Source organism: Daejeonella sp. (genome assembly GCF_030684675.1).
Classification (GTDB): Bacteria; Bacteroidota; Bacteroidia; order Sphingobacteriales; family Sphingobacteriaceae; genus Daejeonella.
Map to the genome: position 1 here is coordinate 28,978 of NZ_JAUXXZ010000073.1, position 25,241 is coordinate 54,218.

The window sequence follows — 25,241 nt, forward strand, 5'->3', positions numbered from 1 at the left end:
TTCGGCAAGGTTTAATTTACCCGGTGCTGTTTTTCATTGGGACGGGCAGCCCGGTGTTGCTGGTGTGAGCGTGCCGCACGTTCCAGCAATAAAATATAGAAGCACACGCGACACGCGTTCGCTAGTAATGGAAGCCAATCTACTGACCCTAAAGGGGTCATATGTTTATAGAATTGCATTATTAAGGAAATCCCGACCCTGAAAGGGTCGAATGTATTGGAAGTTCTCACATACGACCCCTTCAGGGTCGAAAACAATGTTTTATAACGTTTCTATAAACATACGACCACCTTCGGGGTCGAAGCACAAAAACTTTTAACCAGTCTTTAGTGATTGTACAATCAGACGATATACATAGCCAATAATGAAATGATCTTTAATTTATCCCAATTGTAAAACTGCATTCGAAAACTTTTGAAATTTCCAGTTTTTGAATCCCGTCCTTTTCTGAGAACTCTTTCAGTTCACCTGTATTATCGGCATAACCCAGCCAGGGTTCGATACAAACAAATGGTGCGTCAGGAGCTGCCCATATCCCCAGTGAGTTAAAATCTTCATAGGAAACCGATACAAAATTGGGTGATTGATGATTTCTGATCAATACTTCTTTAGAAAGGAGCTCTTTAAAGACGAGCGCACCATCCCTGAATAAGTCTTTGCTAAGATTCAGTCTCCCGCTCCCGCTATCCAAATACACTTGTTCTGTCTCACCTGTAAAAAAACCTGCATCATTAAACAAGTGTTTGATTAACACTTCTTCCTGATCAAATTCAATATAATAATCATCATATGCTCCATCCTTAGAAAATGGAATATTGAAAGCGGGATGTGCACCAATGGAAAAGAAGATAGGTTTATCATCCTTATTAATCACCTTGTAAACAATAGTAATCTCGGTATCCTCTAAATGATAAGATACCTGGAATGAGAATTTATAGGGATAAACAGCTAAAGTGTCGCCGGAATAATCCAGAGTAAAAACTGCATGATTGGCAGAATTCTCAGTTAAAACAAATTGGGAATGCCGTGCAAAGCCATGTCTTTGCATTGGATATTTTATTCCTTCAATCTGAATCTGATTATGCAAACAGTTTCCGACTACCGGAAACAGATTAGGTGCATGGAATGCCCAAACTGATGGTTCAGCCTGCCATAAGTATTCCAGACCATTAATTTTATTGGAAATAGAACATAACTCAGCTCCTTTATTAAGGATACCTACAGACAGGAATTCGTTTTCCAGAACATGCATGACAGGTACTATTTATTATAAAATTAAGCAGAATCATTTTGAAAATTGCAAATTCAGAAAAAATCTGAACTATGCCTGTTTTCTGTTAACCCATACTTTTTTCTTATTCCTGCCATTCCGGTGATTTCCACCGCTTGATGGTCTCTTCATTCCCGGACTGTAAACAGGTTCTTCCCCTAATTCTTCAGGTAAGGTCATTCTTGGTATCTCTTTGCCAATCAGGTTTTCAATGAAAGAAAATTTGCGTTGGTCTTTTTCGTTCACAAATGTTATGGCAGTCCCCGTAGTTTCTGCTCTGGCCGTTCTGCCAATCCGGTGAATATAATCTTCAGGATCCGGTGGTACGTCAAAATTAATAACCAGACTAATCCCTTCCACATCTATTCCGCGGCTCAATACATCTGTCCCAATAATCACGGGCAATGTTCTGCTTTTAAAGGCTCTTAAGACTGTTTCACGTTGTTCCTGCTCCAGATCAGAGTGGAAAGCTTCTGATTTGATTCCCTCTTTCCTGAGGGTTCTGTTCAGGTCTTTTACAGTTTCCTTCCTGGAACAAAAAATAAGGACACTTTTGTATTCACCTCCTTTCAGCAGGGTGCTGATTAGTTTTATCTTTTGATTATCATAAACCATGTAAACCTGTTGGGAAATACCAGCAGCAGGTTGTGATAATGCAATATTGATCTGCTCAGGATTCTTTAATATTGTATTTGCGAGCGTTCTGATCTTCGGAGGCATCGTAGCCGAGAAAAGCAGGGTCTGTCTTTCTTTTGGCAGATTACTGATGATCCTTAAAATATCTTCATAGAATCCCATATCAAGCATGCGATCAGCTTCATCCAAAACAAGATACTGAAGATGATCCAGCTTAATTACACCCGATGCCAGGTGGGCAATTAATCGTCCCGGGGTAGCGATCACAATATCCACACCATCCATCATTGCCCTACGTTGTTGTTCGTAGATCATACCATCTCCCCCGCCATATACGGCTATGGAACTGATACCTGCAAAATAGGCCAAGCCTTCAACCTGCTGATCAATTTGCTGTGCCAGTTCCCTTGTAGGAGCCAGGATCAGTGCTTTGGTATATTTCTTTTCAGAAATGCTGATATGCTGCAGAACTGGTAAGAGATAGGATGCAGTCTTACCGGTACCTGTTTGGGCACAAGCGATAAGATCTTTATGATTGAGAATAAGGGGAATTGCCTGGGATTGAATTGGGGTGGGTTTAACATAACCCATACTTTGAAGTCCTTCAAGTAACTGAGGATCAAAATTGAAATCGCTGAATGTCAAGATGAAATATTAATATTTAAATAAATGCAAAAATAGGGAAAAGAATTGAGAGTGGAGAATTGAGAGTTGAGAGTTAAAAAAAACAATATCACAATTAAAAGAAATTTTGTTCATTCTCCACTCTCCACTCTCAATTATCAATTAAAGGCATTTATTAACACCACTCAATTTCTCAACAAATAACATAATTATCAAAAAATATCCTACTTTTGAATCCCGTACAAAACGATGTTTTTTATTAGCTGAGACAAGGTTAAAACCAATCAAATAATAAAGCATTCTTAGCAAATCCTTCAGATATCATGACCAAATACATTTTTGTTACGGGCGGCGTTACTTCGTCGTTAGGAAAAGGTATTATTTCCGCTTCTCTGGCTAAACTTCTTCAATCTAGAGGTTACCGGGTAACTATCCAAAAGTTCGATCCTTATATCAATATCGATCCGGGAACTTTAAACCCCTATGAACATGGCGAATGTTATGTAACTGAAGATGGAGCTGAAACAGATCTTGATTTGGGTCATTATGAGCGCTTTCTGAATGTTCCAACTTCAAAAGCCAACAACATTACTACCGGAAGAATTTACCAGAATGTAATTAATAAGGAACGTGAAGGAGCTTATCTGGGCAAAACAGTACAAGTAGTACCACACATCACCGATGAGATTAAGCGCAATATGAAAATATTGGGTGAAACAGGTGATTATGATATCGTAATTACGGAATTGGGTGGAACTGTTGGGGATATTGAATCGCTTCCATTCATTGAGGCTGTGCGCCAATTACGCTGGGAACTTGGTTCTGGCAATTCGCTGGTTATCCATCTTACTCTAATTCCATATCTGGCCGCTGCAGGCGAGCTAAAAACAAAACCCACCCAGCACTCTGTTAAGATGTTACTTGAATATGGTATTCAGCCGGACATTTTAGTTTGCCGTACCGAACATCATATTCCTCAGGAACTACGCAAAAAAATAGCACTTTTCTGCAATGTGAATATCAATGCGGTGATTGAGTCGATCGATGCATCTACCATTTATGATGTACCCTTGTTAATGCTGAAAGAGCAGCTTGACAAAACTGTTCTGAGCAAATTAAAACTTCCGAATAAAAACGAACCCGATCTGGAAAACTGGAAGGATTTCCTTGGCCGGCTTAAAAATCCTACTGCTGAAATCAATATCGGCTTGGTAGGAAAATATGTTGAACTTCCTGATGCCTATAAATCGATAACAGAGGCATTTATTCATGCTGGTGCAAAAAATGAATGCAAAGTAAGAGTGAAGTCAATACACTCTGAAAATATCAGTGCCGAAAATGTTGCTGAAAAACTAAAGGGGCTTGACGGGGTTCTGGTTGCTCCAGGATTTGGAAGCCGTGGGATTGAGGGTAAAATTGAGGCCATTAAATATGTCAGAGAACATCAAATTCCTTTCTTTGGAATTTGTCTGGGTATGCAATGTGCAGTGATTGAATTTGCCCGCAATGTTCTGGGACTTAAAGAAGCGCATAGTATTGAGATGAATGAGAATACCAACGATCCGGTAATCTCGATGATGGAAGAACAAAAAAAGATTAAAAATAAAGGTGGGACAATGCGCCTTGGTTCCTATACATGCGATCTTAAAAAGGGAAGCAAATCAGCTGCAATTTACGGAAAGAGCCGTATTACTGAACGTCATCGCCATCGCTATGAGTTCAATAATTTCTATTTACCACAATTTGAAAAAGCAGGAATGATCGCGTCAGGCATTAATCCTGAGAATAATCTCGTTGAAATAGTAGAATTAAAGGACCATCCATTTTTTATTGGCGGGCAATTTCACCCTGAATTAAAATCAACAGTTGATAATCCTCATCCACTTTTTGTTAACTTTGTCGCCGCCGCTTTAAGCTACTCGAAAAAGAAGTAAAGCATTTTAGCAATAAAGCCTAAAAAATAATGGATAGAAATACTTTCACAGGACTCTTTTTGATATTAATCATATTAGTTGGGTCAACTTATCTGATGCAACCCTCTGATGAAGATATCAAAAGAGAAAAAGCTAAACAAACTCAGGATTCAATAGCAAGGGTAACAAAAAATGAAGCGACGCCATCAGTCGCTTTACCCGATACGGCCAAAGCTGTTGTACCACCTGCTATTGATTCAGCCCTAATAAAATCCGGTCCATTCGGAGCGGCACAGTCAGGAAGTAATGAACCTGTTATCCTTGAAAATGAATTCCTTAAGGTTAGAATCAGTCCGAGGGGTGGAAGAATTGCCTCCGTTCAGCTAAAGAACTTTAAAACCTATACTCAGGAGCCTTTGATTATGTTCGAAGGTGAAGGAAATAAATTCGGTTTGATCTTTGGCTCTGCTGGGCAGAATATCAACACAAATGAGCTTTATTTCGTACCATCCGGCAAATCATTAAGCGTTACAAAATCTGATTCCTCTTCATTGACGATGAGGTTAACTCATTCTGAAGGAAAATACATCGACTATATCTATAGCCTGAAAGGCGAGAGTTACAACGTAGGACTGACGATTGCAACAACAGGTATGCAGGATGTGGTAGCACCTGCTCAGCAGCATATTACCCTGAACTGGGAATCCGTCCTCAAACAGAAGGAAAAGGATCTGCCTGGCGAACAAAAATATTCGAGTGCCTATTATAAACAAGGCGATGAAAGCATTGACCATTTAAGTCTTTCAGAATCAGAGACCAAGGAAATAAAAGAAGGTAAAATCAAATGGTTCTCCTTCAAGCAACATTTCTTCTCCAACGTACTGATCGCAAAAAACAGCTTTGATAGTGGCGAATTAACCGTTAATACAAGTCCGGATACAGGAACTGTAAAAAGCTTTGCAGCTAAAATGCAAATACCTTTCCAGAGACAGGCAATCAACTCCTTTCCAATGGAATTCTATTTTGGCCCAAATCAGTTAAATATTCTTGAAAAACAGGGCTTTGAAATCGAAAAACAAATAGATCTTGGTTACTGGCCATTAAAGTATATTAACAGATGGGTAGTATTACCTGTGTTTAATTTCCTTGAGGGGTTTGGATGGGGCTACGGACTTATTATTCTTGTTCTGACCATTCTTCTTAAAATGGTTTTGTTGCCGCTTACCTACAAGTCTTACCTGTCAATGGCGAAGATGCGTATTCTTAAGCCAGAGATGGACGAGATCAAAGGCAAAGTTGGCGAGGATAACCCTACACTTTTACAACAGGAATATTTGAAGCTATACAAAAAAGCGGGTGTAAACCCACTGGGTGGTTGTCTGCCGATGCTATTGCAGCTTCCAATCATCATGGCATTCTTCTTCTTCTTCCCGAACTTATTTGAATTGCGTCAGCAAAGCTTCCTATGGATGGAAGATCTTTCAACTTATGATGCCTTCTTTAAATTGGGATTTGAAGTGCCGTTTCTTGGAGACCATATCAGTTTGATGTGTATTTTGATGACTATTTCTACATTGATCTATACCTATTTCAATAACCAGGTTTCGGGCGCTACGGGTCAAATGAAATACATTGGCTATATCACACCGATCATTTTCTTTGGGGTACTTAACAGCTTCCCTTCCGGTTTGAACTATTACTATTTCCTTGCCAACCTGATGACGTTTGCTCAACAATACATTATCAGAATGTTTGTTGATGATAATAAGATACATGCCCAGATCCAGGAAAATAAAAAGAAACCTGCTTCAGAAAAGAAAACCTCAGGATTCCAGAAAAGAATGGAAGATTATATGAGGCAACAGCAAACTGCTAAAACTAAGGGTGCTATTGAGGATAAAGGATCTAAAAAGAAATCAAAATAATAAGTAGGTTAACGCTGACAGGGTTTTGAACCCTGTCAGCGTTTCCTTATTGCTGTAACCAAAGTATAATTCTTTTCCATAGTCTGAAACACCAGTTCATTATCACTTAGTTTACGGATCAAAAATGGAAATTCTCTCGTTCTACCTCCTTCTAAAGATTCAGTATACCTGATCATTTTGCTATCCAGTTTGTATTTACCTTTTGACAGTTGTTTGCCACCCCATTCAATGATAAGATCATTGATTTCGGTAAAAATTATTGCCGGCGAAGCCTGTTTAAGCTCCTCATCGCTCGTAATATCCTCCGGATCCGCATTCACTACCTTTACATAGTTCCATTTTCCATAAAGATCCTTTTGCTCAATTGAGTTGTTGCAGGAAGAGAAAAAGAGCAATAAAAAGGCAATAATAACATAGTATTTCATAAATGGGAATTTGAAAACATTATCCAATACTTTAAAGCTCAAATTAAATTAGAATCTAAATCGAATACTATTCCGGTAAATTCTTCAAAAAGAAATCCCTGATATTCCCACCCATTATTTTTTCAACATCATCCCTCGAAAAACCAAGTTTAAGAAGCTCTGTAACAATCAATGGGGTACCTGTAACGTCAAAATGCATCTCATAAGCTCCATCCCAATCTGAACCTAATGCCACCTTCTCAACACCGATCTTATCAGCGACATATTTGATCGTTTTTGCAGTTGAAGCAGCATCAGTACCACAAACGGCTGTTTCCCAGAGACCAACACCAACCAGACCATTTCGCTCTCCTATTTTTATCAATTGTTCATCCGATAAATTGCGCTGATTATCACAAACCCCTTTGACACCTGTATGTGAGACTAATATCGCTCCCCTAAAATATTTAAATACATCTTCAATTGTATTTTGTGAGGAATGGGCAAGATCAACGGCAATACCCAACTCTTCCATTCTCCTGAGCAAAGAATGTCCTTTCGGAGTCAATCCGCCTTTCTTCATCCCATGGGCTGAACCTGCCCATTCATTGTCAAAAAAATGCGTGAGTCCGATATAACGGATTCCGGCTTTATAAAATTCATCCAGATTAGAAAGATCATTTTCAAGGCAATGTGCTCCTTCAAGACCAAGCATTCCTGAACTTAGAGTCCGGTCAACTGCTCTGTCAAAAAGAAATAATTTCAGATCTGCTTTGCTCTTTATCACTCTGAACTTTCCTCCAGACCTTTCAGCAAAATCATGTAATGCATTTGCCTGATAAAGTGCCCTTTTCTTAACACTAAACCAGTTGGCTGGAGGCTGCAATTGGGCAAAACTAAGCAAGCCGATCTGATCTGAACGATCATCATTTTGTTCAATATTTATACCAGAGGGAACCTTACTCACAATTGTAAAGACCTGGAAAGCCATATTGCCCTTTTGCATACGCGGAAGATCAACATGTCCATAAGTATGCTCCTTGACTAAGTCGCGATCCCACAACAATGCGTCGCAATGCAAATCAGGTATAAATGGAATGGAATCATACCAGGAAACCTTTTCAAATGGCCCTTTTAAAGTGGATTTATTTTTTGAACGGTCAATATATTGAGGAACAAACAGAAAAAACACAAGGGCAAGCAAAACAAGTACTAACAAAATGATTTTGAATGTCTTTTTCATAGCTTTTGGATTTTTATACTACTGTTTAAACTAGATTTCGACTAAAAAAATGATCATTTCAGAAAGGTAAAAATTAAAATACTGCTTTTCAATCTTCCAAATTCATGAAATAGTCTGTAAATGCGATAAAATCATCAAATTTAAGGTCAAAATCCTCAGTAGTGCCAAAACCATAAGTGAGTAACACAAATGGAAGTCCGGCCTTTCTTGTTTCTAATTCATCACCCAGTGTATCCCCGATATAAACCGGTTTTTTTAAGTAATGCTTATCAACAAGGAGTTTTATATTGTAATGTTTGGGCATAGAATTTACACCATGGGCCATTTCATCTGTTACGTATTCTTCCAGATCAGCCCACTTCAAAAATTCAACAATCAGGTTTTCAGGGCAATTGCTCACAATGAATAATTTATACTTTTCGCTGAGCTTAATGAGTCCTTCCCGTACCCCATCATACATCACACCTCCCCGTTCAGGCATCAGTCTTAGTCTGCATTCATTTATTGTCTTATACACCCGTTCCCGGCCTTCCTCATCCATCTCAGGGAAAAAATGGCTCAACACTTTAGATCGTTCCCAACCCATTACATAATGTAGGTCACCCCGTGTAAACACACGGTTCAGGTTCTCAATTTTGGCGCCCTCATTCCATGATTCAAGGTAAGTATCAAGGGCATCCCACAAGGTGCCGTCCAAATCAAAGATTAAGCTATCAGGTTTTAACATTTTGATAATTAGTATGTTTATATTTTAATACTAAATAACTTGAGAATATATAAATATCTAACCACATAGATTGACTTATATTATGCTTTAAAGGAAACATAGATTGTAAATCACATAGATTGAAGCGAAACTTCAGGCTATCTGTGTCTAAAATAAAGGCTGGCAGCTACAAAATGCTATGTTTCTATGCGGTTTTTAAATATTATGTCGAGTTCATGTTAAATAAAAAAGTGCGCTATGGTATGAAGCGCACTTTATAGAATTATGGGATAATGATCCCGGTATGATTATAATCTGAATGCCTGTCTTGCCAGCAATCTCCAGCTTCCGCCTTCTTTTCTCCACACCATGAGATTACCAATTCTGATATCAGTTGGAACACCGGCATTAGTAGCTTTGGCTATAAAAACATGACGTACAATTGCATTTTTTCCGGAAACAGTGATTATCTGATCCGCTGGAGTAATAGAAGAGAAATTAAATGCGCCGTTAAACTGGTCATCGATAAATTCAGCCTTATTCTGTACTTTACCCCCCGAATGTCCATAGGATAATCCTTCAGAAACAATACCATCCAGGAGACTCTTCTCAGGATCTACAATACCTTTATGTAAAGTTTCTACAGCTGCAGCTACAGCCTTTTCATCCTTCGATTGGGCATTAGCCACAAAGGCTGTTAACATAAAAAGCACAAACAGGTATTTCATATTTTTCATAATTGAATTCATTTTACTACCAGCTAATTAAGAACCTTTGCAGATTTTCTGTTTATTATTAAAAATCAAAAGGGCAATTATAGTTTGAAATCAAACCCTCGTATTATTTACTTTTTATCAACAATTTCTTCACCATCCTCTGCAGGAGGTCTGCTTCTCCACCAGCTGGCAAGAGCCGAACCAGTGACATTCATCAGTGGTCCAAAAATCGCAGGAGCTAAGCCTACTGTTGCAATTTTACCCATTTGAAGGGCAAGGCCTGATGCCAAACCACCATTTTGCATACCAACCTCAAAAGCAACCGTACGACGATCCTTTTCAGGCATTCCTGCAGCCCATGAAACCCCGTAACCAAGAGAGTATCCGGCTAAATTATGCAGAAGACTTGTTATGATCAGTAAAAGACCAACCTGTAGTAAACTATCACGACCTGCTGCGGTGATAATAGCAATGATTATAGCAATCCCAACCATTGAGACCATAGAAAGTGCGCTACCCATCCACTTATCGTCTCCTTTTCTTGTTTTACGAAGAACAATAGCAACTACCATTGGTAAGATATAGAACCAGAATAAAGATTTACCCATTGCAGTAAGGAATCCTTCAAAACCAGAGCCACTTGACTTCATGTAAACAAGGTTTGTTAATACAACAACTACAAAGTATCCGATCAACTGATAAATTTTTGATTTCTGACTTGCTTCGTTCTTTGAGAACAGGTTAAACATAAATCCGGCAACAATTGGCATAATGATCATATTCAAAATATCCAGCATCATGTGCCAGAAATCAACCTGAATATACTGACCTCCCAACCACTGCATCAGCAATGGTGTTACAAATGGAGAGATAATTGTTGAAATCGCTCCGATTGTTACTGCTAGCGGAAGATTTGCATGCGCAAGATATGACATTACATTAGAAGCCAGACCACTTGGAACTGTACCAATCAAAATGATACCTGCAGCAATTTCAGGTGGAAAATCAAAAATATGAGCAATTCCAAAAGCAACTAATGGCATAATGATATAATGTGCTCCAACCCCAATAACTACACCTTTTGGCATCTTAATAACGCCTGTAAAATCTTCAAAACTCATTTGAGATCCCATACCAAACATGATTACCTGCAATAGAGGAACAATCATCAACTTAAGCTGAAAATCACCGATTGAAGTAAAATACTGTGGATAGAACATAGAAGCAGTTACAGCTGCAAAAATCCAGATCGTGTATGAAAATGCTTTAAAGGTTTTAGTACCTCTGACACCAATGGCCAAAGCGATAAAAAAGAGCATAAGTGCAGGACCGGTAGAAGCTAAATTGCCCTGGAAATACATAACCAATGCAGCGATCAGGCTTAAACCAGCTATGCCCATTGCCAAAGAATAAATGTTAGACTGTTTCAAAGTTTTCAAAATTAAGTTAAATAATAGGGATCAGTGTAATTTATTTTAATTACCAGGTTCTCTTGCTCATGATTACATCAAGCTCTGCTTTAGTCATTTTTCCTTCTTCCGGATGTCTTTCCATCCATTTCAGGAAATCCAGTTTCATTTCTTCAGTCCAGGCATTATCCAACTGACCACCTGTATACTTTCCCGATTTTATAACTTCAAAAGCATATTTATCTCTTCTAACTACAAATTCAGCAGTCGATACCACTTGCTCCGCTAAATGTGCCGGAACAAACAAAACTCCAATTTTAGCAGCAATTACTAAATCACCAGGCATTACAATTGCTCCACCAATACGAATAGGTGTATTTAAGCCCATTAACAGCATCTCCTCCATAAAACTAGGATGAAAGTCCCTCACAAAGGCATTGAATCCCTTGATCTCTTCCAATCCTGGCACATCTCTGGCTGCACCGTTGAGTATTACTCCATTACCTGAATTTGCAAAAATTGATGTTCCAAGAGTACTTCCAATAAGTGTACCTCCATTGATTTTTCCAAAAGCATCAGCAACATAAATATCTCCCTTTTTTAATACTGCAATCGGCCAGGTATTTGTATTACCAACACGCCCCTGTTTTACACCTCTTTCTTTAATGTTTTTTTCCAGGTCGGGGCGATTTGGCATATACATAGCAGTTACTGCCCTTCCGGTCATAATTTCATCGTTCAGGGTTTTCCATCCATGTTCAAACTGATTGAGATAACCAGATACTTTTAATACCTGCCAGGCATCGTCAAGACCAATTTTCTTTGCTCTTTCCAAAAGATTATCTGCAATTTTTGGACGGCCGTCAGGAAAACGTTCGCCTTTCCATTCGGAAGTTAAAAATGTAAGTTCCTCTTTTGGAATTGTTTGTGCAGATAACCAGGCTTGAGAAGAAACACAAGCAAATAGAAATGATAACAATAATTTAACTCTCATGATTTTAATTTGATATAAATAAACAAAAATTATTTAAATAATAATCAGATCAGCACTTTTCTTTGATTTGGAAAGAAATTAGCTCCAATCATCTTTTCTTTCTTACACTTTTGGCTTTTTTTGATGCAGGTATGGTGACCTTCCAGATACTTCCTACTTTGGCATCATATTCAATGATATATAATGAATTGCCAAGCAAAACAGCATCTGTTGGATTATTGAATGAATCGACAATCCGGGTTGTTTTTACAAAATAATTATCACTTCCCTTATCATAAGACATGTCAAGATGAAGCAAATCTCTGCCCTGATCTGTGAATGGTTTCATCAGACTCGATTTTGCTCCAAGCGTGTTTCTGAGCACGAAGCCATCACCCCTAAATTCATTAGAAAGTACTCCTTTGGTGTCAAAAACAAGACCTAATGGAGAACTGTGAGCAGTAAACGTACTGATACTTACTCCGGTATTATCCCCGTCGAGTATTTTACCTGAATGCCCCCTGTATTCATTGGCATCCGGCCCCATGTTTTGAACTCCCGGACTAAATTTTACTCCTTCCGGGATTTTTGGAAAATCCGGATCATTTCGAAAATACTTCATCAGCATACCATGTGATGTAGCCGGCAGAAACGGGTCTTTTTTCGGATCAGGCATAAAATCAGCATATTGTTGCGGATTTTCAATACCTCCCATAATCCATGGAAATCCATAATGCCGCCCTTGTCTTACCCAAAACATATCTTCCGCATGATCATAGTCTGAAGAGTTAACAACCGCAAATAAATTGCCATCAGGATCAAAAGCCATATCATAGGCATTACGAATTCCTTCAGCATACAAATAAGCCTCTGCTTTTAATTTATTTATGTCATTTGGTAAGAGTAGATTCTCTGCTTTGACAGGGATTCGAAAAATTTTGGTGGTTAGAGCATTGTCACGTGCATTGGGATAAACACCTTTGTCATCCTGAATTTCACCATGTCCGGTTCTGGAACCCGAAGTAATAAAAATAAATTGTTCATCAGGGCTTAGAACTAGTGCGTTCCAACCATGATCCCATGTTGTTGCATTCAATCCATATACTTCAGTATTGAAAACTACAGTCATTTTTGGAATACTGTTGGGTACAACTGAAAGGCGTACCAGTCTTCCTCTTGTGCCTCTATTACTATTTTCGGTAGTATTACCGCATAAGAATAGTTCAGAACCTGCAAAAACAGCCCCCTGCAATTTGTTTATTCCGTGATCCTTTACTGTAAGAATTTGTTCTGAAATGACAGAACCATTCTTATTGCTGATATGAAAAACACCACCTTCAAAAGTCGTATAGTAAAAATCACCTGAAACAGGATGAAGCAATAAACGTACGGCATTGGGCTGTATATCGGCAAACTTCTCGATTATAATATCCGATCTTAAAGGGACAGGAGTTGACTGGAGTATCGGACTTAATCTTGAGGCAGAAGTCTTTTTCTCGTTTGCTTTAGAATCATTCTGAGCATTGGAAACAAGAGGAGCTATCAAAAAACTAAGAAGCCCAATTACATATATGCCTTGCTTGATTTGCATTTTTATTATTCTGTTTTGCCTAATTCCCTGAGAAAGACAATTAATTGCCAGCGCTGCTCTTCAGTTAAAGCTTCTTTAAAAGGAGGCATATTACCTTTTCCGTTGGTTAATTTCCAGAATAATGTCCCATCCTTTTGCTTAATCACTTTCTGATCATGAAAGTTTGCAGGTCTGATGCCCATTGATCCACCCGCCGGGCCATCTCCATAACCTGTATCTCCATGACATGAAAAACAGTACATATTGTATAGCTCTTCTCCCTTTGAAATGGATTCCTGGGATATTGTTAATGGATTTTTAAGAGAATCGGCTGATGCCGGGGCTAACCATGCTACCTGCTTTATTGTATCCTGCAAAAACTTTGAATCAGCTTTTTTATATGTTAAAGACTGATAATTAATTGAAGAAGATAGTATTATAACACCAACAGCACAGAATAATAAAAGAGTATAAAAATTATATTTTTTCATAGAGTTAAAATTTATTATCCAACAAGCATTTAGCAACAATATTACAGCCAATACAAATTCCTAAAAATTGAAATTGGCTGTAATAATTTTGAAACAAATAATTGCAGGATTGCTCCTACTAATTACCTTGAATGATTAAAGATAAGCGATTGCATCCATTTCCACCAATGAGTCGCCAGGTACACCGCCTTTAGCGACTGCAAGAGTTGAACGTACCGGAGGCTTACTTCCAAAACGGCCCTTGTAAACTTCATTCATACCTTTGTAATCAGCAATATCATTCAGATATACCGTTACTTTCAATACCTTTTCCATTGAAGAACCAGCTTTGATTAACTCCTTTTCAAGTTCTTTAAGAACAATCTCGGTATGTGCCTTGATTTCGAAAGGCGCAGTATGGGCACCTTTTCCTGCGATATAAACTAAACCATTATGAATAACATGTCCGGAAAACATAGGAATATTTTGGACGGATGTTACATTGCCAACTACTTTTTCAGGTGATGATTCAATTCCTTTAGCATTAGCCACTACACCTAATCCGGTTACTCCTACTACTGAAGCAAATAATTTCTTTAATACTGATCTTCTTTCTGTTTTCATCTTTATTTATTTGAATTGATAATTATTTCTTTTTTGACATTAGCCATTCGCGACCCGGTTTATCAACCCTGAAGCTTTCAACATTGCCCTTATCCTGCAAAGTAACATACGCAGTACGTCCGTCTTTACCACCAAATGCTATATTACTAGGTAGTTTTCCCAGCAGAGTAATTTCGGTCAATAACTTTCCGGAAGGCGATAATTTTGCAATAGTGCCCTTTCCATGCCGGGTTACGTATAAATTCCCATCGATATCGCAGCGCATCCCATCCATACCGAAATCAGGAAATTCGTGAAATAGTCGCTTATTGCTTACTTCACCCTTTGCGGAAAGATCATAGACCCATACTTTGCGCTGTACTGATTCATTGACATATAATAACTTATTATCTGGGCTCACTTCAATACCATTTGCAGTTCCCATGCTATCCAGTTTTGTAGTTTTTCCATTGGTATCAATCCGCCAGATTCGGCCTGTACTGGCTCCCCAGTTCGGATCACTTGCATAAAGTCTGTCTTTATTGTCAATGGCAATATCGTTCGGCTGACTCATAGTAGCATTATGTGCAAACACTGTAATATCCTTAGTTAACATATTAACTTTCAGTATATTGTGTTTTGTATAATCTGCAATAAGCATATTACCTTTACTGTCAAAGCGAATTCCGTTACCTATACTACCCTCAGGCAAGTCAACAAAGAGGCTGGCAGATCCATCAGGATTAACTTGTCCGATAGTGCCTTGCTTAGCGAAATTCACCACATATAAAATACCTGCTTTATCCACAGCAGGACCTTCAATCCCTCTGGTAAAACCATTTAAAGCTGTTAAAGCTGAAGATTTAAACAAAGGGGTTTTAGCATCCTGTGCATTAGTAAACAACACAGCACCGACTAACAGAAAAGTAAGGCTCAATGGTTTCATTGCTGAAGTATTTTCAATCTTATTCATAAATTTAAATTAACATTGGATTAATAATATGAGTAAAATTCATAGGCTTTCCCCTATGAAACGATTAAATTAATAATGCAATTTAAACTTATCTTAACAGGAGTACAATAACACAGGAAAATGTTACAGTGTGCAATAGTTCTTTTGGCTTACAGGAATAGGTTCTGAGAAAGTAGAAATTCCCAGAACCTTTATAAATTTACTATTTTACGCTCAGAATATAGTGAACCATTGCTTCAGCATCTTCATCAGATAATGCTGGGTGCGGTGACATAGGAATGGCTCCCCAAACGCCACTTCCTCCAGCTTTAATCTTTTTAACAAGGTAATCTATGTTAGTCTTAGTATCTGAATACTTATTGGCGACATCTTTATAGCTTGGTCCCAATAGCTTTTCATTAACCTTGTGGCAGGCAAAACAATCTGATTTTGAAATCAGAGTCTCTCCTTTTTTAGTATCCACAGCTTGAGCAACCACAACTGGTTTAACAGGTTCTGCAGACTTAACTTCTTTTACAGCAGGTGTTTCCTTTGCTTTTACCTCAGTAACTTTACTTTCAGCAGTTTGAACAGCAGTTACGGGAACTGCAGGAGCCACATTCGTAGTATCAATCGATGGGGAAGCCACAGTGGCTGTATCCATTTCTACTGAGGCACTTGTATCGGCATCACTTGATTTTTCAGAAGAACTACTGCAGGCAATAAAAAGGGCACAAACACCCAAAACTAAAATTCTTTTCATTTCTTTGGTACTCTTAATTCTTTAGTATACGACATTGTATGACACAATTCTATTTAAAAAATCCCGGATTTAAAATAAAAACTCAAAATCGTGACACAGGCACTGAATATGGGTATTAAAAGCATTATCTGTTATTTAAAATAACGTGAGTTCGATATGTTATTATATATAATATTAAAGTTTAAGATGCTTTTCTTCAGTGCTATTAGGGTTTTAATTCTTTGGAAACCTACTGTTGTGCATTTTTTTTCAGAAGTCCCGCTTTCCGCTCATACTTCACAGGCCTTAATCACAGGCCGGTATACGCTACAATTGGGTTTAAACACATCAGACAGTGAATTTAAACCTGATTTACCCTTCAATTGTATCGAGCTCACGTTAAGATAAGAATAGGCCTGCTAAATTTAGAGATTTATAGTCAGATCAATTAAGTTTACTAAAAACAAGCTCCCCTATTTTCTCCCCTTCAACCATTCCTGCCTCCATTCCTTCACGGTAATGAATTCCACCATAAAGACGGCTTAAAGCTGCTTCATTTGCTGCTTCTTTAACATTTTCATATTTTCTGTCAGGCCAACCCCATGCTCTTTCTGTGTTATCAACAAATGGGGTATTATCACCAAATATTCTGGTTAAAACCATAGCTGATGCACTAGAAATGATTGAGTGTCCACTGGTATATTCCGGGAATGGTGGAGTTTGAAGATAAGGCTTCCAGGCATTATCCATATAATTGTTAATATAAGTTTCAGGTCTCAATAAATCGTAGGTAAATTTTGTATTCCAGCAGGCGATAAAAGCATCCATTACGGCAATAGATACTCCTGCATAAGCAAACACAGTTTTATCAAAGTCGGCTTTCTGAGTACTGCAAACAATTCCGGTAATACCCATCCAATGCCCGCCTGGTGTCATGGCCTTAGTTGCAAACATAACGTGTCCTGAAACATTTACCTTGAAGCCGTTGCAATCCCAAAAATCAGCGATTGCTTTTTGCTCATCACTTAAATTCTTACCAGTTTCATACACTTCATTTGCCAGTTTATAAAAATCACTATTCTTATCTTTATTAAATTTAGAATGTGGCTTAGGCAAAAACTGACTTGCTGAATCAATTAGAACAGGCCGGATTTTCATCCAACTAGGCTCAATAGCGGGCATATATGCCGGCGGGGTTGGGACCCATCTGCCTTCTTCATTTGTAACCGTGTATTTAACTGCTGAACGTGTCTGCTTATAATTATCTTTCTTCGCCCAATCCGAAACTGCCTTACTTACCGAAAGAGCATATTCCTGAGAATTCAGTATCATTTCTTCAGGCATTCCGCTATCCTTTGCAAGCTGAATATGATTGTCTATTATTTTTTGAGTGGAGTCTTTCGAAAATGTCATCTCCTTTCCAACATACATATAAGCTAATATTGCTGAAAACTCCTTATTCACAGATTTATTTGCTGCCGAAACTTTGAGTCCTTCGAGTTTGCCACTAAGTGGCTTATAGTCCTTTGACTGGCTTGCAATAACCTCATATCCTGCAATACTACTGTAAGCATATATTCTGCTTGCAACCGGAGGAGAAAAGATATCGTGGGTAATAACCTGGGTTAATAATCCTACTGTTTTGGAGTATTGCTCGGGGTTTGAAAAAACGGTTTCATAATCACCTTTCTTAGCGCAACTACTAAACAAAAAGCCAATAATGACAGCAAATAATATTTTTTTCATATCTAATTGAATTTTAATTATTTAAGCTCTTAGAATTCTGATTTATTATTAGAAAATTTATCTGTGAGCTTATTTTACTTATAATTTTTAGTAAAATTATAAAATCTAACTACATTAAACAATATAATATCAGGTTGCCAAAGGAGGACCCTTTGGAACCAGCACTTTCTTACGAACCGGCTTTTCTAATGATTTGCTCGCGGTGAATTTTGCTGTTCGGTATTCGCCCATATGTATGTCTCCTGTAAGCGAGTCTCCAATAAGTGTACCTGAGAAGTAAAAAGTGATCTGATCTCCGGGTAGTCTTAGCACACTGCTCAATTTGATCTGATTACCCTCAATTGTTCCACTTATATCCCGAATATCAAAGTCACCTTTATGAGTGCCATTAATCCAGTTTCCATGCTGCTGAATCGTAAAGTTATGCTTAACTATACTATTAAAATATCTTACATTAACATTCCATTTACCACTTAGATTTGCTGTGGGAGCAGTCATTGCCTCTGATTTAGGGCTGCGTTTTCTGGAAAGTATCTCAAATATTCTGTTTGCGACGATTTGGTCCTCTCCTTCCTTCATATGACTTGAAACAATATCAATGGTAGTACTTCCATCACTTTCTTCACGAGAACCGATAGCAACTCTTGGTTTGGTACTACTGATTTCTTCTGCAACTTCATATCCGGTTATATTGAGTTTAGCGGGATCCCAGCTAATCCATAAAGTCGGGTGCTTATTAGAAAGTTCAGTTGGTTCAGTAACATTTGTTTTTACTCCCTGTATAGTCAGTGCCTTTTTGGCGATAAGATCAAGCCTGCTAAGCCAACTCTTGTATTCAGCATCATGATCGCGTTTTATCCAGGTTTCAACTGCAGCCATCATTCCAATCATCTCTTCTCGCCCAACTTTATTATCCCGACCAGGACCATGATGAGGAGAACTTGCCTGCCATGCCGACATTAATATCTCTTTGTTTCCGAGCAGTAAACCAGCACATTGAGGGCCCCGCATAGCTTTTCCACCACTATAGGCAACTACATCAGCACCACGTTTAAGATGTACGGAGGGAATTGTCAGATTTTCGGCTGCTGCGTCAATTAAAACCGGCACATTCTTAGGTTTTGCAATGCCTGCAATCACTTCAAGAGAAAAAGGTTGTCCTGTAAAAGAACCATTAACCGCATTCACATAGATCATCGCTGTTCTTGGATTAATTGCCCTTTCGAGTTCTTCTGGTGTTGCTACGTGAATTATGGTTACTCCGATATTACGAACGGCATGATCATAGGTATTACGTGAATACAAGGGGATAATTACTTCGTTCTTCTCAAATCCAGTCAGATTTGGGATTCTGATAAGCTTTTCAGGGCTACCACCAGTAACACAAGCAGCAGTTACATGCTTCATACCTGCGGCACATCCGGCCGAAACCATACCCCATTCAGACTTAGTAAGATCTGCAAGCCTTTGGCCTATTCCTTCTGCCAATTCATCGTATTGAACAAAATTTTGAGAAGCAGCTTCCATTGCTTCCCTAACGGGAGGAAGTTCCAGCGATCCACCAATAATTGTATATGCACCACGGCAGTTAATAATGGGTTCAACACCGATAGAGCGAAAAATATTCGTTTCAGCCATAAATGAAGATTCCGTAGTAATACTTCCTGTTTCAGTTAGTGTAGCAGAGCTGAATCCTGAACCCGGACTTGCTGCTAAAACTGATTCCCTGGTAATTGCTCCTGCAGCAAGTGGAAGTAAAGCTAATCCCTTGATTAAATTTCTACGTTTCATATCATTATTTTGAATTGTTAAGGTAAATAAGATTCCGGCTATTTTCTTTAAAAAAAAATAAACTCAGATCTTGCTCAGTGGCACTAATCTGACTAAAATACCGGTATCTTCAGTAAGGACATACAGGAATTGATCAGGGCCATATTTTACATCTCTGATCCTTCCAAGATTATGCAGCATGGCCTCATCATGCACAGATTTGTCATCTTTCATCACAAGCCGATAAAGCTTCTTAGTGGCTAGTCCGCCTATAAAAATATTGCCATCCCATTTTGGGTAATGAGTTCCATAAACGAAATCAAGATCTGATGGTGCAATAGCATAATGATGAATCGGTGATTCCGTTCCTTCACGATACGGACTTTCAGAAATTATTGAACCATTATATTCAAGACTGAATGTTGCTAAAGGCCATCCGTAATTTGCTCCCCGTTTTAAAATATTCAATTCGTCCCCTGCTAGTTCGCCAAATTCCACAAAAAATATTCTGCCTGTTTTAGGATCAAGGCGAAAGCCCTGATGCATGCGATGACCGTAAGAATAGATTTCAGGCAAAGCTCCCGGAGTATTTACAAATGGATTATCTTTTGGAATACTGCCATCATCATGTAGCCTCATGGTCTTTCCATCAGGAGCAGAAAGGCTTTGAGAGTTCATCCTATCTGCAGTATGTATTCCTACAGTAAAATACAGAAATCCTTTATCGTCAAATCCGATCTTACTACCAAACCAGTCACCATTACGTTTAAATGGTCCTGCTTTGTAAATCATCTTTTCCTCCACAAGCTTATCACCAATCAATTTGCCTCTCATCAATGCAGTATAACCTGTACCGGGTGTTGTGGGCTCTATAAAATATGAAAAGTAAATTACCCTGTTCTTTTCGAAGTTGGGATGCAACTTAACGTCGCGCAAACTTGTTGGAACATTTCCTCCTATCGGATTTTCCTGAACTTTCCCGCCTTTTACTTTCAATAATTTACCACTACGCTCTGCTATCAGAACTGAATTATCTGGCAGAAAAACAATGCTCCAAGGTCTTACAAGGTCTTTAACTACCGTATCAACCATAAATAGCTGTTCCTCTGAACTGTAAACATTGCTTACTTTAAGGGGTAATGGAAAATAGCGGGTTGACAAATTCTTATCAAACCGATAGTTTTTAAGTGGCAAAACCGGCTTTGAAACAGTAGCATTCAAATCCTGTTTAGCGAATTGGCGTATGTATGCAATAAGTTGCCACCTCTTTTCTTCATTAAAAGCAACACCATAGGCCGGCATATTCCCCTTACCATGAGTTAGCTTCCAAAACAGGGCACCATCCTTTTGATCAGTTACCTGTTTACTATGGAAATTTGCAGGCGGTATTTTATACCTACCCGGTTGTCCATCGCCAAGTCCGGTAGTCCCGTGACAGGAAACACATAGCATAGTATACAATTTTTCACCCTCTCTTATCACCTGAGGAGTAAATGGGAATGGGCTTTTAATCGTATCTGCTGAATCCGGGGCTTTCCAGGGTTCCTGAACAGGAAAATTGGACTTGAAAGAAATAAAAAATAAAGTGCCTATTCCTCCTAATAAAATAATAAGCGCCTTTTTGTTCATTGTTAAAATATTCATTTCAGTTTAAAGATTTTGATTCCGGAAGAAAAAGAGACAGAATATAAATAATATCTGAAATCGAAAATTCACACGGCTTTATAATTAAATTAATTTTTCACTGTTTTAACAGGGGAATTATTTATCCCAAAAATGAATTGATTTCCAGAATTTTTTCCAGTAGAGAACATTTTCAGGCTTCTCACATTACCCCTGATATTAAGACCACTTTTCCATTGCGGAATATAATTAAATTCACCCTTACCATTCCCTGAAAGCAGCGTACCGTTACTGGAAGTGAAATGTCCGAATTTTATTCTGGTCCATGAATTATTTCCGGCTAATATCAAATCCTTCTTACCATCCTTATCAACATCAGAAGATGCAATGGCATAAACCGGTGCATACTGCGCTTCAACAGGAAGTGGCTTTAAATTAAAGCCCTTACCGGTATTTTCTAAATAAACAGTTTCAAGAAGCTCTGCTTTCAGCATTTTGGCATCCTTTAACTGATCAGCAGTAAACAGATCATTTATCGTTGCATTGGCATATTTATGATATTCCAGAAATTTATTTTTAAGACTTGGAAGCTGATCCATCAGATCATCCCTTGAAGCTGCTGGATAAGAAACACCACCTATATAATAGCAGAAAATAGGGTCTACAGAACCGTTCTCGTCGAAATCTTTATAATAAATGCTCATTGGTTCCTTCTCACTAGCCTTAAACTGTGCATTCAGTCCCAAATTTCCAATGATAAGGTCTTTGTCACCGTCAGCATCCATGTCATCTGCATAAATTGTATTCCACCAGCCTGATGAACCAAACTTGATAAATTCGGCAGATTTGTCTTTCAATTTACCTTTCTGATTCAGGAATATGCGGATAGGCATCCATTCACCAACTATGATCAGATCATTTACCTTATCCTGATTTACGTCGATCCAAACGGCATCACTAACCATGCCTGCATATTTTATTTCAGGAGCAATGGCGGCAGTGCCATCCGTAAAATTCCCCTTGCCATCATTGATCAGAATTTTACTTTCAGGGGTACTTGGATACATCCCTGGAGAAACACGGCTACCAACAAATAGATCCAAATCACCATCTCCATCTATATCTGAGGATCTTATTGTGCCTGTACTGCTTAGCATTTTTGGAAGACCGGAAGTCTTCTTTGTGAAATTCCCCTTGCCATCATTTATATAAATCCGATCCTGAAGCCAGGGACTATCAGGCCCGAATTCATAGCCACCACTTCCAACATACAGATCAAGATCACCGTCACTATCTATATCGAAAAATTCAGAAGCTGTATCTTCATACTGAGCATCTGCATCCAGTGAACTACTGTTCTTTTTAATAAAATTACCTGCGCTGCTTTGTGTAAATAAAGCTCCTGCCTGGCCTGAAGCACCTCCTATAAACAGATCCTCTATCCCATCACCGTTAAAATCAGCTTTAGCCATAGTTGGGCCTGGTCTTGAAAGATAATTCGGGAGTAAGGTCTGAACAGTAAAATCATTAAACTGATTTTCTGTATGTGTAAAATTAACTGAAGATGAATTCACTAAATATTTATCACCTGCTGGAATGGGATTAAACTTCAAATCCAGATTAGCATTTTTAACATCTAATGTAAGGGTCTGATTTACTTTTACATTGTTAATCTTCTGACTCTTGTCATTCGGCCAAACAATAAACAGCGAATCAACGACCTGATTTTCACCGAGTCCAAAATTTAATACCGGATCCACTGAAGACTGAAACCCTCTGACAGGAATTTGTTCCTGAAAGTACTTTACACCCTTAGCATATAGAATTACCTTAGCACCAAAGCCCAATGAATTTTGTTTGTCACCCTTTAACTGGACTCTGAGAAAAGAATACTTATTCAGCAATTCCGAATTGTTTTTATAAACACTTGCCACTTCATTTGTATTACTTACAACAAGGTCCATATCCCCATCATTATCCAAATCTGCATAGACCGCACCTGCCGAAATGCCCTTTTGATCAAGGCCCCACTCTGTACTTTTCTTCTCAAAACGGTCATTACCAACATTTTGAAAAACATAATTAGATTGGACTATTGTCGGCATTTTCTCTATAAAATCCTTCGCAACAACAGTATTTCCCTGTTGCCTTGAACGAATAGTTTCGTCCATTGTGAACTTAAGAAAGTCCATATCAGTATAATCCTTAACATATCCGTTGGTCACAAATAGATCCTTCTTCCCGTCCTTGTCCAGATCAGAAAATAAAGCGGCCCAACTCCAGTCTGTATTGGATATTCCTGCAACCTGTCCGACCTCAGAAAATGTTCCATCTCCATTATTCTTCTGAAGCATGTTCCGGCTAAACTGGAAATAAAAGCCTCTGTCGAACAAAAATTGCATTTTATCGAAATTTTCAGCTCCTGAATGCATTTTTTGAGTCTCATTACTTTCAGGAAGCATGTCGAGGGTTACCAAATCAGGTAAGCCATCATTGTTATAATCGGCGACATCCGATCCCATAGAGTACATCGAAATCTGCGACATACTTTCTGTTAGTTTATCTGTAAAAGTTCCATTCCCATTATTAATAAACAAATAATCAGGTTCATTAAAATCGTTGGAAACATAAATGTCCAGCCAGCTATCATTGTTAATATCAGAAACAGCAAGGCCTAAACCAAAAGTCAAAACATTGGATGTAATTCCGGCTTCAGCACTAATATCCTTGAATTTACCATTATCATTTCTATATAATTTATTCGCAAAATCTGGATTTTGTTCTTTTCTCAACTGCACATTTTCCTGAACACCGGTTGTATATTGTTGCAGAGAGTGATTAATCAGGAACATATCCAAATCACCATCCTTATCATAATCAAAAAATGAAGCCTGGGTTGAATAACCATGGTCTGCAAGACCATACTCTTCGGCTTTCTCTGTAAATGTCAGATCACCATTATTAATAAATAATAAGTTCTTCCTTCGTTCAGGATCAATATCTGCCGAACGGCTAATATAAATATCCAAAAGTCCATCAGCATTGATATCTACCATAGTGGCACCTGTACACCAACCCTGCTTACTGGCAATACCGCTTTTGTCGGTTATATTTTCAAATTCAAAATTTCCCTTATTGATATAAAGTCGGTTTTTTACCATGTTACCTGTAAAAAGCAAGTCCTGAAGGCCATCGTTATTAATATCACCAACAGAGACCCCAGCGCCGTTGTAGAAGTACGAGTAGTTCATCACATTCATATCATCACTCTCACGAAGCATATTACGATAATCTATTCCGGTATCATCTTCATCCAGTAAGGTGAAAAGTTTATCGTTGTTTTTGGTACATGCGCTTAATAAGAGACTTAAAAAAGCAGCAGCGAAAATTTGTTTTAGCATGTTAATGTGTTTTGTCAATCACAGATTTTTGAAATTGTTTCTGTTAACCAGTTCAGCTTTATTCTTTAAAATTAAAAGATTCTGGAATAAGGAAATAAGCTATTTTAAGAATGAATAAATGTAATATTCAAAATTACTATGATTAACAGTGAAGCATTAAATATAAAAAATAAATTTAGCTCTGTAAAGAATATCTACAGCCAATCTATATTATTCAAAAAAATATTTGATTAAGGAAACTTTATAAAATCTTGGATAGAATCGTGATATAAAAACAAAAATAAAATCTTGGATATACTAACAACAAAAAAGGTCTTCCCGCAAACAGGAAGACCTAATCATACTGAATCAAATCTGATTATTTATTCCACCACAAACGGGTAGCTTCATTATCAGCACCACCCAGTTTTGCAACTCCGGTTGCAAGACCCGGTGCGTTTGTTTGGGTCTCACCAATCACAAATGGTGTACGACGAATAACCTGATCCTTAGACACGAATAAACTCTCTGAATTCATTCTTGGATATAGTTTAGGGAAACCGGTA

Annotated in this window: 20 protein-coding genes; 2 read left to right on the forward strand and 18 right to left on the reverse strand. The window is 38.2% G+C overall.

Features of this window, described 5'->3' with window-relative positions:
* Nucleotides 1-376 precede the first annotated feature (376 nt).
* On the reverse strand, nucleotides 377-1,252 hold the full coding sequence (locus Q8M41_RS15230; RefSeq protein ID WP_305366145.1) for an aldose 1-epimerase family protein: 876 nt from the start codon (nucleotides 1,250-1,252) through the stop codon (nucleotides 377-379).
* 69 nt (nucleotides 1,253-1,321) lie between these two features.
* Nucleotides 1,322-2,551, reverse strand: coding sequence for a DEAD/DEAH box helicase (locus Q8M41_RS15235; RefSeq protein ID WP_305366146.1), 1,230 nt, complete (start codon nucleotides 2,549-2,551; stop codon nucleotides 1,322-1,324).
* Nucleotides 2,552-2,853: 302 nt separating this feature from the next.
* On the opposite strand from Q8M41_RS15235, the gene Q8M41_RS15240 reads away from it, so the two are divergent.
* Both Q8M41_RS15240 and yidC read left to right on the forward strand, forming a co-directional pair.
* A complete protein-coding gene (locus tag Q8M41_RS15240) occupies nucleotides 2,854-4,464 on the forward strand; it encodes a CTP synthase (protein ID WP_305366147.1) in 1,611 nt (536 codons plus the stop codon).
* Between the two features lie 29 nt (nucleotides 4,465-4,493).
* Complete coding sequence (yidC, locus tag Q8M41_RS15245; RefSeq protein WP_305366148.1) at nucleotides 4,494-6,368, forward strand: membrane protein insertase YidC; 1,875 nt, start codon at nucleotides 4,494-4,496, stop codon at nucleotides 6,366-6,368.
* Between the two features lie 35 nt (nucleotides 6,369-6,403).
* Here the strand turns inward: yidC and Q8M41_RS15250 are convergent, their stop codons facing one another.
* The 16 genes from Q8M41_RS15250 to Q8M41_RS15325 all read right to left on the reverse strand — a co-directional run.
* Nucleotides 6,404-6,793 carry a hypothetical protein gene (locus tag Q8M41_RS15250; RefSeq protein ID WP_305366149.1) on the reverse strand — a complete coding sequence of 130 codons (390 nt, stop codon included), beginning with the start codon at nucleotides 6,791-6,793 and terminating at the stop codon, nucleotides 6,404-6,406.
* Between the two features lie 67 nt (nucleotides 6,794-6,860).
* Nucleotides 6,861-8,015: a dipeptidase gene (locus tag Q8M41_RS15255; protein ID WP_305366150.1), complete on the reverse strand. Its 1,155-nt coding sequence runs from the start codon at nucleotides 8,013-8,015 to the stop codon at nucleotides 6,861-6,863.
* 88 nt (nucleotides 8,016-8,103) lie between these two features.
* Nucleotides 8,104-8,742, reverse strand: coding sequence for an HAD family hydrolase (locus Q8M41_RS15260; protein ID WP_305366151.1), 639 nt, complete (start codon nucleotides 8,740-8,742; stop codon nucleotides 8,104-8,106).
* Between the two features lie 287 nt (nucleotides 8,743-9,029).
* Nucleotides 9,030-9,458, reverse strand: a complete 429-nt coding sequence (locus Q8M41_RS15265) for a nuclear transport factor 2 family protein (RefSeq protein WP_305366152.1) — start codon at nucleotides 9,456-9,458, stop codon at nucleotides 9,030-9,032.
* Between the two features lie 107 nt (nucleotides 9,459-9,565).
* Nucleotides 9,566-10,867, reverse strand: coding sequence for a bile acid:sodium symporter family protein (locus tag Q8M41_RS15270; protein WP_305366153.1), 1,302 nt, complete (start codon nucleotides 10,865-10,867; stop codon nucleotides 9,566-9,568).
* 49 nt (nucleotides 10,868-10,916) lie between these two features.
* Nucleotides 10,917-11,840 carry an RraA family protein gene (locus tag Q8M41_RS15275; protein ID WP_305366154.1) on the reverse strand — a complete coding sequence of 308 codons (924 nt, stop codon included), beginning with the start codon at nucleotides 11,838-11,840 and terminating at the stop codon, nucleotides 10,917-10,919.
* Nucleotides 11,841-11,928: 88 nt separating this feature from the next.
* Complete coding sequence (locus tag Q8M41_RS15280) at nucleotides 11,929-13,410, reverse strand: sorbosone dehydrogenase family protein (protein ID WP_305366155.1); 1,482 nt, start codon at nucleotides 13,408-13,410, stop codon at nucleotides 11,929-11,931.
* Nucleotides 13,411-13,415: 5 nt separating this feature from the next.
* On the reverse strand, nucleotides 13,416-13,880 hold the full coding sequence (locus Q8M41_RS15285; protein ID WP_305366156.1) for a cytochrome c: 465 nt from the start codon (nucleotides 13,878-13,880) through the stop codon (nucleotides 13,416-13,418).
* 135 nt (nucleotides 13,881-14,015) lie between these two features.
* A complete protein-coding gene (locus tag Q8M41_RS15290; protein ID WP_305366157.1) occupies nucleotides 14,016-14,483 on the reverse strand; it encodes a RidA family protein in 468 nt (155 codons plus the stop codon).
* A gap of 22 nt (nucleotides 14,484-14,505) precedes the next feature.
* Nucleotides 14,506-15,435, reverse strand: coding sequence for an SMP-30/gluconolactonase/LRE family protein (locus Q8M41_RS15295; RefSeq protein WP_305366158.1), 930 nt, complete (start codon nucleotides 15,433-15,435; stop codon nucleotides 14,506-14,508).
* A 202-nt stretch (nucleotides 15,436-15,637) separates the two neighbouring features.
* Complete coding sequence (locus tag Q8M41_RS15300; protein WP_305366159.1) at nucleotides 15,638-16,177, reverse strand: c-type cytochrome; 540 nt, start codon at nucleotides 16,175-16,177, stop codon at nucleotides 15,638-15,640.
* Nucleotides 16,178-16,600: 423 nt separating this feature from the next.
* Entirely contained in the window at nucleotides 16,601-17,902 is a 1,302-nt protein-coding gene (locus Q8M41_RS15305; protein ID WP_305366160.1) for a vanadium-dependent haloperoxidase, read from the reverse strand.
* A 129-nt stretch (nucleotides 17,903-18,031) separates the two neighbouring features.
* On the reverse strand, nucleotides 18,032-19,693 hold the full coding sequence (locus tag Q8M41_RS15310; protein WP_305366161.1) for an aminotransferase class V-fold PLP-dependent enzyme: 1,662 nt from the start codon (nucleotides 19,691-19,693) through the stop codon (nucleotides 18,032-18,034).
* Between the two features lie 63 nt (nucleotides 19,694-19,756).
* Complete coding sequence (locus Q8M41_RS15315) at nucleotides 19,757-21,316, reverse strand: PQQ-dependent sugar dehydrogenase (RefSeq protein ID WP_305366162.1); 1,560 nt, start codon at nucleotides 21,314-21,316, stop codon at nucleotides 19,757-19,759.
* 89 nt (nucleotides 21,317-21,405) lie between these two features.
* Nucleotides 21,406-24,696 carry a VCBS repeat-containing protein gene (locus Q8M41_RS15320; RefSeq protein ID WP_305366163.1) on the reverse strand — a complete coding sequence of 1,097 codons (3,291 nt, stop codon included), beginning with the start codon at nucleotides 24,694-24,696 and terminating at the stop codon, nucleotides 21,406-21,408.
* A gap of 358 nt (nucleotides 24,697-25,054) precedes the next feature.
* Nucleotides 25,055-25,241: SusD/RagB family nutrient-binding outer membrane lipoprotein (locus tag Q8M41_RS15325; protein ID WP_305366164.1), on the reverse strand; the 187-nt coding region annotated here is incomplete at its 5' end.

Excerpts from the sequence above, each read along its gene's own strand:
- Q8M41_RS15260 (WP_305366151.1), bottom strand. The coding sequence starts at position 8,742 with ATGTTAAAACCTGATAGCTTAATCTTTGATTTGGACGGCACCTTGTGG.
- Q8M41_RS15230 (WP_305366145.1), bottom strand. The coding sequence starts at position 1,252 with ATGCATGTTCTGGAAAACGAATTCCTGTCTGTAGGTATCCTTAATAAA.
- Q8M41_RS15250 (WP_305366149.1), bottom strand. The coding sequence starts at position 6,793 with ATGAAATACTATGTTATTATTGCCTTTTTATTGCTCTTTTTCTCTTCC.
- Q8M41_RS15315 (WP_305366162.1), bottom strand. The coding sequence starts at position 21,316 with ATGAATATTTTAACAATGAACAAAAAGGCGCTTATTATTTTATTAGGA.
- Q8M41_RS15310 (WP_305366161.1), bottom strand. The coding sequence starts at position 19,693 with ATGAAACGTAGAAATTTAATCAAGGGATTAGCTTTACTTCCACTTGCT.
- Q8M41_RS15300 (WP_305366159.1), bottom strand. The coding sequence starts at position 16,177 with ATGAAAAGAATTTTAGTTTTGGGTGTTTGTGCCCTTTTTATTGCCTGC.
- Q8M41_RS15280 (WP_305366155.1), bottom strand. The coding sequence starts at position 13,410 with ATGCAAATCAAGCAAGGCATATATGTAATTGGGCTTCTTAGTTTTTTG.
- Q8M41_RS15275 (WP_305366154.1), bottom strand. The coding sequence starts at position 11,840 with ATGAGAGTTAAATTATTGTTATCATTTCTATTTGCTTGTGTTTCTTCT.
- Q8M41_RS15265 (WP_305366152.1), bottom strand. The coding sequence starts at position 9,458 with ATGAAAAATATGAAATACCTGTTTGTGCTTTTTATGTTAACAGCCTTT.
- Q8M41_RS15290 (WP_305366157.1), bottom strand. The coding sequence starts at position 14,483 with ATGAAAACAGAAAGAAGATCAGTATTAAAGAAATTATTTGCTTCAGTA.
- Q8M41_RS15255 (WP_305366150.1), bottom strand. The coding sequence starts at position 8,015 with ATGAAAAAGACATTCAAAATCATTTTGTTAGTACTTGTTTTGCTTGCC.
- Q8M41_RS15305 (WP_305366160.1), bottom strand. The coding sequence starts at position 17,902 with ATGAAAAAAATATTATTTGCTGTCATTATTGGCTTTTTGTTTAGTAGT.
- Q8M41_RS15285 (WP_305366156.1), bottom strand. The coding sequence starts at position 13,880 with ATGAAAAAATATAATTTTTATACTCTTTTATTATTCTGTGCTGTTGGT.
- Q8M41_RS15320 (WP_305366163.1), bottom strand. The coding sequence starts at position 24,696 with ATGCTAAAACAAATTTTCGCTGCTGCTTTTTTAAGTCTCTTATTAAGC.
- Q8M41_RS15240 (WP_305366147.1), top strand. The coding sequence starts at position 2,854 with ATGACCAAATACATTTTTGTTACGGGCGGCGTTACTTCGTCGTTAGGA.
- yidC (WP_305366148.1), top strand. The coding sequence starts at position 4,494 with ATGGATAGAAATACTTTCACAGGACTCTTTTTGATATTAATCATATTA.
- Q8M41_RS15295 (WP_305366158.1), bottom strand. The coding sequence starts at position 15,435 with ATGAATAAGATTGAAAATACTTCAGCAATGAAACCATTGAGCCTTACT.